The sequence below is a fragment of the Sphingobacterium sp. UBA2610 genome (assembly GCF_002339225.1).
Classification (GTDB): Bacteria; Bacteroidota; Bacteroidia; order Sphingobacteriales; family Sphingobacteriaceae; genus Sphingobacterium; species Sphingobacterium multivorum.
The window spans coordinates 1-15,263 of record NZ_DDKA01000013.1 but is presented as its reverse complement, the minus strand read 5'-3'; the positions used below and the strand labels follow the sequence as shown (position 1 = coordinate 15,263).

General features: G+C 42.0%; 11 protein-coding genes. 7 read left to right on the top strand and 4 right to left on the bottom strand.

The features are described 5' to 3' along the window. Nucleotides 1–5: 5 nt before the first annotated feature. The 3 genes from B4Z47_RS08935 to B4Z47_RS08925 form a co-directional block, all read right to left on the bottom strand. A complete protein-coding gene (locus B4Z47_RS08935) occupies nt 6–158 on the bottom strand; it encodes a hypothetical protein (protein ID WP_159332791.1) in 153 nt (50 codons plus the stop codon). A 10-nt stretch (nt 159–168) separates the two neighbouring features. Continuing rightward, a complete protein-coding gene (locus B4Z47_RS08930) occupies nt 169–423 on the bottom strand; it encodes a c-type cytochrome (RefSeq protein WP_147282060.1) in 255 nt (84 codons plus the stop codon). Between the two features lie 176 nt (nt 424–599). Further along, entirely contained in the window at nt 600–1,457 is an 858-nt protein-coding gene (locus B4Z47_RS08925) for a hypothetical protein (protein WP_201303475.1), read from the bottom strand. A 162-nt stretch (nt 1,458–1,619) separates the two neighbouring features. Between B4Z47_RS08925 and B4Z47_RS08920 the strand changes: the two genes are divergently transcribed. The 7 genes from B4Z47_RS08920 to B4Z47_RS08890 all read left to right on the top strand — a co-directional run bounded on the left by B4Z47_RS08920 (nt 1,620) and on the right by B4Z47_RS08890 (nt 14,531). Next, the gene (locus B4Z47_RS08920; RefSeq protein WP_201303476.1) at nt 1,620–1,979 is read left to right on the top strand and encodes an RNA polymerase sigma factor; all 360 of its coding nucleotides are present in this window, start codon (nt 1,620–1,622) and stop codon (nt 1,977–1,979) included. A 14-nt stretch (nt 1,980–1,993) separates the two neighbouring features. Then, nucleotides 1,994–2,200 (top strand): RNA polymerase sigma factor, encoded by a 207-nt coding sequence (locus B4Z47_RS08915; RefSeq protein WP_376746066.1) that lies wholly within the window; start codon nt 1,994–1,996, stop codon nt 2,198–2,200. Next, nucleotides 2,197–3,411, top strand: a complete 1,215-nt coding sequence (locus tag B4Z47_RS08910; protein WP_115049796.1) for an outer membrane beta-barrel protein — start codon at nt 2,197–2,199, stop codon at nt 3,409–3,411. Before B4Z47_RS08915 ends, B4Z47_RS08910 begins: the two co-directional genes overlap by 4 nt. Before the next feature lie 728 nt (nt 3,412–4,139). Then, nucleotides 4,140–7,340, top strand: coding sequence for a SusC/RagA family TonB-linked outer membrane protein (locus B4Z47_RS08905; RefSeq protein ID WP_115049798.1), 3,201 nt, complete (start codon nt 4,140–4,142; stop codon nt 7,338–7,340). An 11-nt stretch (nt 7,341–7,351) separates the two neighbouring features. Further along, complete coding sequence (locus B4Z47_RS08900; RefSeq protein WP_075991414.1) at nt 7,352–9,349, top strand: RagB/SusD family nutrient uptake outer membrane protein; 1,998 nt, start codon at nt 7,352–7,354, stop codon at nt 9,347–9,349. Nucleotides 9,350–9,506: 157 nt separating this feature from the next. Continuing rightward, nucleotides 9,507–11,261 (top strand): family 43 glycosylhydrolase, encoded by a 1,755-nt coding sequence (locus tag B4Z47_RS08895; protein WP_075991415.1) that lies wholly within the window; start codon nt 9,507–9,509, stop codon nt 11,259–11,261. Between the two features lie 87 nt (nt 11,262–11,348). Beyond that, complete coding sequence (locus B4Z47_RS08890) at nt 11,349–14,531, top strand: glycoside hydrolase family 2 TIM barrel-domain containing protein (RefSeq protein WP_236560127.1); 3,183 nt, start codon at nt 11,349–11,351, stop codon at nt 14,529–14,531. Nucleotides 14,532–14,604: 73 nt separating this feature from the next. On the opposite strand, the gene B4Z47_RS08885 is transcribed toward B4Z47_RS08890, so the two are convergent. Continuing rightward, complete coding sequence (locus B4Z47_RS08885; protein ID WP_286727218.1) at nt 14,605–15,234, bottom strand: helix-turn-helix domain-containing protein; 630 nt, start codon at nt 15,232–15,234, stop codon at nt 14,605–14,607. Nucleotides 15,235–15,263 lie beyond the last annotated feature (29 nt).

Sequence of the window (15,263 nt, the reverse complement as noted above, 5' to 3'; positions counted from 1 at the left end):
AGCGCCTAGGTACTTTTGGCTTCGATGTCTTCCAATGGCGCATTACTAAAAAAGGTGATGCTGGTCTCTTTTGAAACAAAAGAAGCCTTTTGCTGCGCAATGGTCGTCATAGCGATGAGCATCATGAAGAGCGCTATGTACATGTTGATTTTTTTCATATGCCTAACATTAGTTTTCAGGTGAATTCCTTTTGATCCATGCATCCAGCAGTTCTATTTCTTTTGCGGAGAGTGAGCTGCCTAGTGGCATGGATTTGGTCACCAGTACCGCATTATTAATCTTTGCAATATTGTCTTTGACGGAGATATAACCACTGAACGTCCATCGTCCACTGGCCGAACGTCCTGTCGCGTGGCACGAACTACATTTCGTTTCAAAGAGTGCTTTAGAAAAATTCGTGTAACACACATTTAGTACCGTCACAGTTTCATTGCCGTTATCCGGATTGTTCGTAAGTTCTTGCGCCTGCTTTTTGGTACAGGCGGAGAAGGAGAGAACTGTTAAGGTAAAGAAAAAAATGACTAGGTAATGATGTGCTCTGAGGCAAGGATTTACGGTTTTTAGATTTTGTGCCATAAGTTTGAATAGTTAGTTTTGGTTTAGTTAGCAGGGGCCACGGCAGAGTTATCGTTTACGATTGGCCAAACGCCAACGCGTGGGAAACTTATCCCTTTATTATCTCCACGCTGTGTATCCTGGCCGAAGTAATATAAGGGCCATCCTTTGAACGTTAATTGTTTCTTTCCATAGACGGTAATGACAGCGATGTCAGCCGTACGAACAAGCGAAGGCAGAGCTCCAGTCTCTTTTTGAAAGATAGGCCAGATCGCATCATTACTGAAATCTGCAGCAGTATAATTGTTTTTGTTGAATTTGTCGGGTTTAAAGGCATACAACGTTCTGCCCTTATCATCGGTCAGGTAAATTGTTTTTCCGGTTCCTTCGGTATAGTCGCCTAAATAGTTTTTAGTATCGTGTCCGATAAGTTGCGCATTCGCAACCATGAGTAAATAATCAGGTTTGGCCACGTACCATATTTTATTGACAGCATCTCCTTTCACCTGACCGGATTGACTATCGCCTGCATAATAGTAAAGCGGCCAGCCCTTAAATGTGTTTTGTTTCGAGCCATCTTCACGTGTTATTTCACCGATCAGGCTTTTGTCAATTTTTAGGTCTGTGCTTGTTTCACTGCTGTAATAAATAGGCCAAGTGGCCAAACAATTACCGCTGCAGGTCGAAGCTCCTTTTGTATCATTCGAAAAGAAATAGAGTGTTTTACCGTCAGCATCGGTCAGAATATTACCAAATTGGGTATTGGCAGACATTTGCACGCCCTTGTTTTTATTTTCCACATTGCCAGGCTCACCATCGCTTTTTGAACATGCAGAAAACATCGCTAAGGTCAATAGACCACCTATAAAAGTTAATTTGACTTGTTTTTGGTTTGATTTCATAATGGTATGTTTTAAAATAATGTCTTGATATTACGATCAGGTCAGCGAAAAGGTTGCTTGGAAATTGAGTCGAAAAAAAATATTTTTTGGAGGCAACCTTTTCGATTATCCTCTCGTATAAGACTTAATACTATATTTATCAAAAGAAAGAAGCAATATCGAGTGGCGATAACAGAAGTTGACGAAAAATCTATCCATATTATTAAAGGATGTATTGATGAGGACCGCAGGGCCCAGAAAGATCTTTACACCATCTACTACGCTATGTCTTTAGGGATATGTCTGCGCTACGCTAATAACAGGGAAGATGCTATCAGTATTTTAAATGAAGGCTTTTTCAAGGTTTTTAAAAACATCAACAAATATGATTTTCAGAAGCCTTTTTCCATATGGATCAAAAAAATCATGACAAATACTGCAATTGATTTTTATCGGGCAAAGATTAAACAGGGCATCTTGGTAGATGTATCCATGTATGAGCGCATACCATTATTGAGGATGATAGCATCAGTCAAAAGTTAAACTATGAAGATTTATTGGCGATGGTACAGCAGCTTCCACCTGCCTACAGGACAGTGTTCAATCTCTATGCGATCGATGGTTATGGACACGAAGAAATTAGTGGCATGCTGGGAATTGCCATTGGAACATCAAAATCTAATCTGCATAAAGCACGTGGTAGACTGGCGGAAATGGTGGAAGTTCAAGGGGTAAAATTTGGTAAAACGGAGGAGAAAAGATGATGGAAAAGGATAAGAATAAGATTGATGAGCTATTTAAGTCGGGCTTAAGTGATGCTAACTTTGACTTTGATGAATCACATTGGCAAGATATAGAATCGCGATTGGACAATGAAAGGCGTGTAAAGAGACGAAAGATCGTCGTCTTAACGAGCTTGGCAGCTACACTTGCAGCAGTTTTAACGATCTTTTTTGTTTGGAATAACGCGTTATTTAAAACCAATAATTTACCAGGTGAAATAAATACAGCCGGTATTTCGCCTGAAAAGGAGGTTCCGGAGAACAAAACTGTTCAACCTAAGGAGTATTCGCCAGACGAAACCGAACGGGATCAAGATTGGATTGCATTTCAGCCGAACAAACGTGCGAATAATGTGTTCCAGATTTCAAATGAAACCATCGTACTGCAAGATATCCGCTTGGGGAAGATAGCCGATTCAAATCCGATAATCGGGCAAGAAAGAAAACTAAATACTGTATTCACAATTCCAAGCATGGAATATAACAATCAAAGATTGCCTCATTTCAACTTAAGAGAAGAACCGGTTGAAGGGACAGGGGAGCGTCTGGCAGCCATTTATCAGCCTAAAGAAAGTATGGGATCCAATGCGCAGGAAAGAGAACGGTCGGTTGTTAGTTTCTTGGCTGGGCCAGATCTGACAAGCGTGCGGGGGGCAGGTAAATCCTCCCTTAGTGAAAATATCGGTTTGGCCTATTCCTATCCTCTCACAAAAGCACTGCGTGTGTCTGTGGGTGCTACCTACGCTAAAAAGAATTATACGTCAGCGTATAAATTTTATGCGCCATCAAATCCACCGGAAATGGCGCAACTGCCGAGCAATGTGAGCGCTGTATGTGATGTTCTTGATGTACCACTCACAGCGAGTTATACGGTTTTGAAAGGTAAAAAAGTGAAGTTCAATGTCAGTGCAGGACTTTCGAGCTATTTTATGCTAAAGGAAAAATATACCTTCGACTACGAAGGTGGAGGTAGCTATAGCGGATCTCAGAAAAGTGCCGTCTATGAAGTGAATGGAGAGAACCAGCATATCTTTGGTGTTGCCGATTTCTCGATCTCCATTGAGAAGAAAATTAACGATAAAATTAATATTGGCGTAAAACCTTTTGTTAAAATGCCTTTGACAGGGATAGGTTACGGAAATGTAGATCTGGAATCTAAAGGCGTTGCGTTTACCTTGGGAATGAGTTTGTAATGCGGAATCGCTCGGCTTTCGTTTGGGGCATGTTCGGTACAGCTTCGCATCAGGGAGCGCCTCTGGGCGTACTAATCTTCTATTTCATTTCTAATGTGCTGTTCGTATGTGAACAATTCGAATAATAACTGTTCGCATACCTACATTTCATTTTTTGAAGCAGATCCTAATTAGGCTATAATGCGCTTCAGAAGGTATAAATGAACTAGAGGACCCTATGGTATGGTATTTGGCACGGAGCTAACAAAATTGATCTTATGTTCTTTATGCATTTTGAAGTTCAATTTTCATTTTAGTCATTCACTATAAATAAATATATAGGTTGTTTAGCCGCGTCGGGAGATGCGGCTTTTTTTTGAGGTCAAAAAGCCTAAATTGACGAATTTACCCCTTAAAATAAGAAGATTCTACCCCCCTTCCTCTGTAACGTTTTTGATAATATTGCAAGTGTCAATATGACGTTTTATTGTGTTGACGATGTTAAATAACCAAGAGTGTTTGCCTGATTAGATGAATACCCTCTCCAAATCACATAAAAAATAGGTGGTGGGAAAGTAAGTTGGCTAAAACTCAAAAACAGCTAAATAACCAAGTTTAATTATGATGAATTTACTAATCAAAAGTGGATTGTTTGATCCTTGAATTCCTAACGGAACGCAATATTGCTACCTCATATTGCCATGTTACTCTTCATCAAAATATTATTTAATCACTAAACAGTTTTACTTATGAAAAGGAAAATCGAATTAACACAGCGCTGGCTTTGTTCTATCTGCTTTTTACTTTTAAGCTTACAGCAGACTTATGCACAGTCAATAACTGTACGGGGCCAGGTTACCGAAAATAACAGGCCACTTGCTGGAGTGACCGTTAAAAATATCGGTTCCACAATGCAGGCGCAGACAGATACACAAGGGAAATATACACTCAGTGCTGCGACCGTCACGGCATTAGAATTTACCTTTCTAGGCTATGCGAAACAGCGCTTTGAATTCAGTCAGCTTAAACAGATCAGCCAAGGGAGCTACGAGCTTAACGTGCAGCTTGATGCTTCCGAAGGAGATGTTTTGGATGAAGTGGTGGTCGTTGGTTTTGGCTCGCAGAAAAAAACAAACCTGACTGGTTCTGTTGCGGTGGTAGATGCCAAGCAGCTGGAAAATAGACCTGTAAGAAATGCTATCCAGGCACTGCAAGGACTGGCCCCCGGCCTAAATATTTCCCAAAACTCGGGAACGATGGAAACCAATCCATCTATTAATATCCGGGGTACAGGTACAATCGGCACATCTTCTTCGGCACCATTGGTCCTAATTGACGGTTCTGAAGGGTCTTTGGCAGCATTAAATCCACAAGATATCGAAAGTGTGTCTGTCTTGAAAGATGCTGGTGCTGCTTCAATCTATGGTTCTAGAGCCGCTTTTGGGGTTATTTTGGTCACCACAAAATCTGGAAAGGCTGGACGTACTTCGGTAAATTATAATAATAGCTTTCGTATGAACGCACCGACATTGATGCCTAAGATGATGGACTCTTACACTTTTGCTCAATATTTCAATCAGGCCGAAGTCAACGCAGGCGGTTCACCGCATTTCTCCGCGGAGCATCTACAGCGCATCTTGGATTATCAAAACGGAAGCCTGAAAAATTCGACCATTGTCGATCCGAATAATAAGTTGTATTGGGCTGAAGGATATGCCTATGGTAACGACAATAACGATTGGTTCGACGTCATGTACCGGGATCAGGCTTTTGCCCAGGAGCACAACCTAAGTCTCAATGGTGGAACCGAAAAAACAACCTATTACCTTTCTGGCAATTTCATGAAGCAGCAAGGATTGATGGCCTTCAATACAGACCATTACGACCGTTACTCTGTTGCGGCTAAAATCAATTCTAAAGTATCTGACATCTTTCAGGTAAATTACAACGCTAGGTTGGTACGTGAAGACTACGACCGTCCTGCAGCATTGACCAATAGTTTTTATGATGATTTAGGAAGACAGGGCTGGCCAACGCTGCCACTTTATGATCCGAATGGATACTTGTTCAGTTCTCCTTCACCTGCACTTGCCATGAAAGAAGGCGGACAGGATAAATCCAGTAAAGATTACATTTATCAACAGTTACAACTGATCCTTGAACCAATTAAAGGATGGCGTACAACCGGTAATTTTAACTATAGGACCACAACTCAATTTCGTCACTGGGATTCGCAGCGTCTTTACAATCATGACGTGAATGGTGATCCTTATTTGTATAAAAACTCTTCAAACGTCTACGAATTTGGTTTAAAGGAAAACTATTATAACATCAATATCTTTTCTGATTACGATAAAAGCTGGGGCGACCATCATTTTAAAGTTATGGTCGGTGGTCAGATTGAACATACGGCCTATCGCAATCTCGGTGTGCAACGTGACGGAATCATTATCCCGGATCAACCGGTATTGAATCTGACTTCCGGCACAGATATCAATGGAAAAGCAGTAGTACCTTCTGTATCTGGCGAATATCAAAAATGGGCAACAGCGGGTTTCTTCGGCCGATTGAATTACAATTATGCTGAAAAATATCTATTGGAAGCTAATCTGCGTTATGACGGTTCATCACGTTTCCGTAGCGATAGCCGCTGGGGCTGGTTTCCTTCAGTTTCTGCGGGATGGAACATCGCCAAAGAAAACTTCCTTGTAGAGTCGGCACCATTTATTAATATGCTGAAATTAAGAGCTTCCTACGGAGAGCTAGGCAATCAAAATACCGACGTCTGGTATCCGACTTATGTTACGCAACCAACGGGGACAGCCAATGGTGCTTGGCTGATCAATAATGCGCGACCAAATTCTGCATCGGCTCCAGGCCTCGTAAGTGCTTTATTGACCTGGGAATCTATCAATACGAAGAACTTAGGCGTCGATTTCGCCTTTTTAAATAGCCGCCTTTCTGGGTCTTTTGAGGTCTTCGAACGGAAAACATTTAATATGGTCGGCCCAGCTCCACAGTTACCTAATACATTAGGGACGACAGTTCCTCAAACAAACAACACCGACTTAAAAACAAGAGGATTTGAGGCTACCCTGGGCTGGAATGACCGTACTGCCAGTGGTTTTGCATATGGAGCAAAGTTCCTCTTGTCTGATTATACCACAACAGTAACACGCTATCCTAACGCAATAGGGTCATTATCAAACTATCGTGAAGGTCAAAAGCTGGGTGAAATATGGGGGTATCAAACCCTTGGTATTGCCAAGACAGAAGAGCAAATGAGCCAGCATTTGGCGAGCTTGCCCAATGGTGGACAAAATGCATTAGGAACACAATGGGGGGCAGGAGATATCATGTATGCTGATCTTAATGGAGACGGAAAAATAGATGGTGGCAGCAATACAGAGGCCGATCCAGGTGATCGTCGTGTGATTGGAAACAGCACACCGCGTTACTCCTTTGGATTGAATCTGAATGCGGACTACAAAAATTTTGACTTTAGCATTTTCATGCAAGGTGTCATGAAACGCGATTATTGGCAAGGGGGGTACTATTTTTGGGGAGCAACTTCAAAATGGTGGTCAACGGGCTTGGTCGATCATCTTGATTATTTCCGTACTGCAGATAATCCCCTGGGTGAAAATCTTGAAGCATATTACGCACGTCCTGTTTTTGGTACTGCTAAAAACCAGCAGACGCAGACGCGCTTTTTGCAGAACGCAGCCTATATCCGCATAAAAAATATTCAGCTGGGCTATACCTTGCCGAAAGAAACAACAAAACGTTTCGGTGTGGAGCGCTTGCGTGTATACGTTTCCGGAGAAAATATCTTGACCGGCTCAAGTGTAGCGGGAATGTTTGATCCCGAAACTATTGATGGCGGAAGCAACGGAACCGTTTATCCATTGACTAAAGTCTGGTCTGCAGGTTTAAGTGTTACATTTTAAGTCGATTCATTATGAAATTCAATAATACTATTTTTAGATTGATGCAATTAGGCCTTGTCGCTTTGGTAGGTCTAGCTTCCTGCAATAAATATTTGGATATTGCACCCCCTTCGTCCATTATACCTGAAGCTTATCTGGATGAGGAGTCACAACTAGCTGCTTATACCGTAAATCAATATGCGGGCCTATTTCCTTCACACGGCAACTGGTCATTTGGCACTTTCGGCATAGACGGAAATACAGACAATATGGCTATTCCAACACTCGATAACAAGTTTATTCCAGGCCAATGGCGCGTAGGATCGAATGGCGGCGACTGGGATTTTTCAAGTATTTATCAGATGAATTATTTTATAAATACGGTGGTTCCCAAATGGAAAGAAAATCGTATTCTCGGAAATTCAAGTAACATTGCACATTATATCGGTGAAGCCTATTTTTTACGAGCCTACGTTTACTTTGGGAAATTACAGGCCTTAGGTGATTTCCCAATTATTCGCAATGTGATGTCGGATAAGGACAAGAATATTTTGGTAGAAGCAAGTAAGCGTTCGCCAAGAAATGAAGTGGCTCGTTTTATTCTTTCTGACTTGGATTCGGCTATTACCTTGCTGAACCAAAGTTCGCCGGACGGCAAGAAACAGCGGATCTCAAAAAATGTCGCGCAACTGTTCAAATCCCGAGTGGCTTTGTATGAGGGTACATGGCTCAAATACTTCAGCGGAACCGCATTCGTCCCTAAAGGACCAAACTGGCCGGGTGCTGCAAAATCATACAATAGCAATTATGCATTCCCGACTGGAAGTATTACCGGAGAGATCGACTACTTTTTAACGCAGGCCATGGAATCGGCTTCTGCTGTTGCTGACAATATTCAACTGGAAAATAATACCGGAATTATAGAATCTGCCAACAACGAGAATCCTTACTTCAGCATGTTTGGCGCAGTAGATATGTCGAGTTATGGTGAAGTATTGCTGTGGCGTCAATATAATCAAAGCCTGGTGACACATAATGTGCCTGTGTATGCACAACGCGGAAATTATGCGGTTGGTTTGACACGCGGCCTTGTCGAAAGCTTTCTGATGTCCAATGGACTGCCTATTTACGCTTCGGGCAGCGGTTATGCTGGTGATAATTACATAGCAGATGTTCGGAAGAATCGCGATGGCCGTTTACAATTGTTTTTAAAAGAACCTGGCCAAAAGAATGTATTGGTCAATATTGGACAGGGTACTCACTACACGCTCATAGAGCCCACTCCGACTGTATACGATACCGATTGGGAACGACGTTACACAACAGGTTATACAATTCGTAAAGGCATTTCATACGACGGTTTACAAACGCTCAACGGTCAGGGATTTACGGGTAGCATTACCTTCCGAGCCACCGAGGCCTACCTCAATTATATGGAGGCTTGTTATGAAAAGAATCAAAATTTAGATACGAAGGCACAGGCCTATTGGCGCGCACTGCGTACACGGGCTAAAGTCGATCCTGATTTCAATGCGACCATTGCGGCAACGCAAATGGATAAAGAAAAGAAAGATTGGGGCGCGTATTCTGCAGGACAGTTTATATCACCAACATTGTACAATATACGTCGCGAACGCAGAAGTGAGCTTATGGCTGAAGGTCTACGTTGGATGGATCTTAAGCGTTGGCGGGCTATGGATCAACTGATTACAACAGCAGACCATTTTGAAGGTTTTAAACTTTGGGGACCGATGAAAGATTGGTATACACCCGAACAATTGATTTATGGTGCTACCAATGACAAATCTGTCGTTTCAGATCCCGCACGGAGTGAATACCTCAGACCATTGGAGATCCGAAGCAATGCCCTGTCTTATACCGGTGTAAAATTTGCCATGGCGCATTACCTCGCACCCATTGCCACAGAGCATTTCCAGTTGGCTTCGGATGACGGAACAGCAGAAAACTCTGTTATTTATCAAAATCCAGGATGGTCACTTATCAGTGGAACTGCCCCAACCGGACTGTAGAAAATATGAAAATAGATATGTGTCATCTCATTATTACACAAATACGAATATATCCCTCTTTTTGACTCAATATCCCCCTTGATCACGCAGAAAAAGGGGGATATTTTTGTTTACTGATCATCAAGAGCTGTTAGCTCAAAGAAACTTAAACTAAATCATGAAAAAACTTTTATCTGTCTGTCTTAGTTTGCTGTCAAGTTGTTTTGCCGCATATAGTCAAGAGCCCATCCCACCACAGTATAAATTGGTATGGTCGGATGAGTTTGATTATAATGGTGCACCCGACACGGCTAAATGGAGTTACGAAGAAGGTTTCAAACGTAACCGGGAAGAGCAATGGTATCAAAAAGAAAACGCTTCCTGTCGTAATGGCCTGTTGGTTATTGAAGCAAAAAAAGAACAACGTAATCATTCAGGTTTTATTCAGGGCAGTCATGATTGGATTGCCGGCCGTAAAAAAATAACCTATACTTCGGCTTCGATAAATACTTTGGGCAAGCAGAGCTGGAAATACGGGATTTTTGAAATCCGGGCGCGTATCCCAGTTGGTGAGGGCCTTTGGCCTGCATTCTGGACATTAGGCACCACCAAAGAATGGCCATCCAATGGTGAAATAGATATCATGGAATATTACCGTGGCAATATATTGGCTAATATCGCAACCGGTACTGACCAACGCTGGAAAGCACATTGGTTTGGTAAGACGAAAGCCGTCAAAGATCTTGGCGGAAAGGCGTGGGCAGATCAGTTCCATATTTGGCGAATGATTTGGAATGAAGACGCTATTACGCTTTATGTGGACGATATAGAAATGCTTCACGTTCCTATGGATCAATTGGTCAATCGGGATGGTACAGGATTCAATCCGTTTACCCAACCGCATTATCTCCTGTTAAATTTGGCCCTCGGCGGAATAAATGGCGGCACGATAGCTGATAAATTACTTCCTGCAAAATATGAAATTGATTATGTCCGGGTTTATCAAAAAAAGGAACATGCTGAGATGCATAGTTTTACGCCAGGGGAAATATGGAAAGACCAATCCGGTCATGTGATCAATGCGCATGGCGGTGGCGTACTTCATCAAAATGGGAAATATTATTGGTATGGTGAGAAACGTGGCGGAACTACGTCCCAGGGAGTCAATGTGTACTCATCCAATGATTTGTATAACTGGAAGTTTGAAGGATTGGCTCTCACACCTAGCACAGATTCTACAAGCGATATTGCTTGGGGCTGTATTATGGAGCGGCCAAAGGTTATCTATCAAGAACAGCTGAAGAAATATGTGATGTGGTTCCATCTTGAGTTGAAAGGGCAAGGCTATGCAGCAGCCAGGGCCGCCGTTGCTACCAGTGACTCTCCGCTTGGGCCGTTTCAGTTTGTCCATAGCTTCCGGCCAAATAACAATATGTCACGCGATATGGGTTTATTTGTAGACACTGATGGTAAGGCTTACCAAATCTATTCATCGGACGAAAACTATGCCTTACGCCTGGTTCAATTAACCGATGATTACCTGCATGTGACAGCGAAAGATTCCTTACTCTTCCGGAATCATAGGGAAGCCCCGGCTTTATTCAAGTACAAAGATAAGTATTATCTGATCACCAGTGGATGTACTGGCTGGGATCCAAATCGTGCAGAACTCCATGTTGCTACAAATCTTTTTGGCCCTTGGAAATCCCTTGGTGATCCAATGCAAGGACCGAATTCGGCTTTGACTTATGGTGGCCAATCGACATTTATCCTTCCTGTCGCAGGAAAAAAGGATTCCTTTATCTTTATGGCCGACCGCTGGAATCCCAAAGATCTTATGGATAGCAGATATATCTGGCTACCGGTTGATCTCCAGAATGAAAAAGTACAGATAAATTGGAAGGATCAGTGGGATTTAAGTGTATTTCATTAGTTCGATCATATAGCTGTATTTAACCTAGATTCAGTTAAACAAATCAATCTTTTTTGAAATGATTTATTAATCGATAAATAATAAAAAATGCAATCTCTGAATAAATTAGTGCTTATTCTACTCTATAGCTGTGTCTTCACTTTGGGGTATCCGCAATCCAGTATTACCTTGACTTATGAGCGGAATAAAATGCAACAGCAAGATACTGTTGTCCGAAAAGGGATCCCTTGGTTAGATGAAACGATTACCGAAGAAAATCGGCTGCCCATGCATACAGATTTTGTGACCTTTCCGCATACGTCTCAGATCATCAACAGCGATTGGCGTGAATCCTCTGCGTATTTAAGTTTGAATGGTTCCTGGAAATTTAAATGGGTAAATAGCCCTTCAAAACTACCTGCTAACTTTGAATCATTAACTTATGACGATCGTCATTGGGATAATTTTCAGGTGCCTGCAAACTGGGAACTCAATGGATACGGTTTCCCGATGTATACTACCTCCGGTTTTGAATTTACCTATTTAATCGGGAAACCAAATCCACCAATTGTGCCGATGGATTTCAACCCTACGGCTGTGTATCGCCGTGAGGTAGTTATTCCCGAGGATTGGCAGGGAAAGCCCGTAATTCTCCATATTGGGGCAGCCAAATCGAATCTATCTGTTTGGGTAAACGGCCAATATGTCGGGTATGGGGAGGATAGCAAATTACCATCCGAGTTTGACATAACAGCATATTTGAGAAAAGGAAAAAATCTAATTACAATGCGTGTCATGCGATGGGGAGTCGCAAATTATTTGGAGGATCAGGATATGTGGCGCCTTAGTGGAATTACGCGAGATTGTTATCTGCTGGTTCGGCAACCAGTGCATCTACGTGATATTCAATTGTCGCCGACCCTCAATGATGCCTTTGATAAAGGACAGTTAAATACTAAGCTGATCTTTAACCAGGCCAGTCATGGGGATCTAATGGCAGAGGTTACACTTCATAGAAACGGTCGGCTTGTGTCAATTGCAACTGTTAAAGTCGACGGACAGGAAGTGGATATTGAACAGACCATAGACCATCCTGAACTATGGTCGGCCGAAATGCCAAATTTATACCAGGTGACTGTTAAACTTACAGACCCTAAGGGCAAACTCAGCGAGATCGTTCCCCAGCAAGTGGGCTTCCGTAGGGTTGAGATCAAAGAAGGTCTGTTGCTCGTTAATGGACAGCCTATACTTGTCAAGGGAATAAACAGGCACGAAACAGATCCCGTTACTGGTCATGTGATCTCGAAAGAAAGTATGTTGCGCGATATACAGCTCATGAAAAAATTTAATATCAATGCTGTTCGTACCAGCCACTATCCCAATGCCGAATATTGGTTGCAGCTCTGTGACCAATATGGATTGTATGTAATTGATGAGGCTAATATCGAATCACATGGCATGGGTTATGACCTGTCCTATACGATGGCCAATAGGCCGACCTGGGAGAAAGCACATGTTGCTCGTGTTGAACGCCTTATTCAGCGCGATCGGAATCATCCTAGCGTAATTATTTGGAGTATGGGCAACGAAGCCGGAAATGGCTACAATTTCTATCGGGCCTACCTCCGGATGAAAGAGCTCGATAAAAGTCGCCCTGTACAATACGAAAGGGCAGTGAATAATTATGGGGAATTAAGATTTGACTGGAATACGGATCTGATTGTACCTATGTATGCAAGTCCATCCGCAATGAAAAATTATGCAGCGCGTAACCCAAAGCCTCAAAGACCCTTTATTCAATGTGAGTATGCACATGCCATGGGGAATTCATTGGGAAACTTTAAGGATTATTGGGACATCATTCGGGCAAACAAAGGAATATTTCAAGGCGGATATATCTGGGATTTTGTGGACCAATGTTTTATTAAAATCAACGCTAAAGGCGATACGGTTTATACCTATGGTGGAGACTATGAGCCTAAGGAAGCCATAACGGACTGGAATTATGCTTCCAAAGGAATTTTTTATGCCAATAGAACACCCTATCCACATGCTTGGGAAATGAAAAAAGTATATCAAGATATCCATAGTAGCCTATTGAACGAGAAAAAGATACAGGTTTACAATGAACGTTTTTTTACTGGACTTGACAATGTTGAACTTCAATGGGAGCTTATTGTTGATGGAAAGAAAGCCCAATCTGGTTTAATCAGTCACTTGAATGTGTTGCCGCAACAATCTGGTGTGCTGTTTATCCCTTATCAAACAGATGCACGTGGGGAGAAATTTCTGAATCTGACTTATCGATTGAAAAAAGCCGAACCCTTACTTCCTATGGGGCATATTATTGCAACCGAACAGTTGTCTTTAGGTGGTGTTTTTCAACCTAAGACAACCATTGTGGCACAGGGGAAAATCAAGACTGAGCGAAAAGATGGAAATCTGATTATCTCGGCAAAACAGCTGCAGATGGAGTTTGACCTTAAATCAGGATGGCTGACCAGATATCATTACAAAGGACGGGATTTAATGGATGAGCATGCTTTATTTAAGACTAATTATTGGCGTGCACCGAATGATAACGATTTCGGTGTAAATACACCTGAAAAACTGAAATCTTGGAAACAGGTTACGGATTCTATTGAATTACTTGAAATTAGATCCGAATTAATCGATAGCCTGGTCTATGTCTATGCGGCCTACAAAATGCCTCAGGTATATGGACAGTTAGCAATGAAATACTGCATTAATCAACGGGGTGAAATGCGCGTTTCTCAATCATTCACGGCTGACACCACAAAAAAGGTTGCTGTTCTGCCACGTTTCGGCATGCAATGGATCATGCCTGCTGGCTTTGAGGCCATTAATTACTACGGTAGGGGACCACAGGAGAACTACATCGACCGTAATTTTGCATCGCATGTCGGAATTTATAAACAGACCGTCGATCAACAGTATTTTCCTTATGTAATGCCACAGGAGACAGGTAATAAGACCGATGTCAGGTGGATGGAAATAAGAAATAAGCAAGGTGAGGGATTGTTTTTTACGGCAGATTCTACTTTCAGTATGAGTGCCTTGCATTATTTTGATAAGGATTTGGACGACGGTCCCAAGCGACAACAACGCCATGCCGCTGACCTTGTCAAAAGGAAACAAACGCAAGTTAATATTGACCTCAGACAAATGGGCGTAGGCGGAATCAATAGCTGGGGAGCATGGCCGCTTCACGAATATACATTGCCGTACAAAGATTATTCATTCTCCTTCGTTATAAAACCAGTCGAATAATTATAGCGTCCTGTACAGCAGAAAGAGCTCGTGATTGTTGTACAGGACTTATTTTACTTTTTAACAATTCAGACTAAGGCCGGTCTACATGGAATTCATTCTGAAATGCTTTTCGGTACTTTTTGACATAGTCGGATGGTGTATCGCCAAACAATTTGTTGAATTGTTGTCTAAAGTAGCGCTGATCGTAAAAACCTGTTAAGTTAGCTACTTCATTAATTTTCGAATCTGTCAAAATAAGCATTTCTGCTGCTTTTTTGAGTCGTACCGACCTGATAAATTCATTGATCGATTTGCCTGAAATTGTTTTAATTTTTTTATAAAGTGACGAATGACTCATCCCCGTTTTTTCGGCAAGGCTTATTACAGTCAATTCTTCCAGTAGGTTCTCTTCAATAATCTCAATGCACCGTTCTATGAATAGCTTGTCTGTGATCGATATCTTTAGCTCATTCGACTGTAATGTGATAGCGTTAAGGAAAAAGTCCTGAAGGTTCTTTTTGTTCTGCAGTAATGTCTTGACCCGAAGCAACAATATTTCCGAATCAAATGGCTTGTGGATATAATCATCGGCACCATATTGAATTCCGGCTAACTTCGTGCCGTCGGAAGTACTTGAAGTAAGCAGGATGATTTGAATATGGTTGAGCGTAGCATTAGATTTTACGGCTTTGCAGAGTGACAATCCATCCATCTCTTCCATGATAATATATGATACTCCCTATTTGCTGG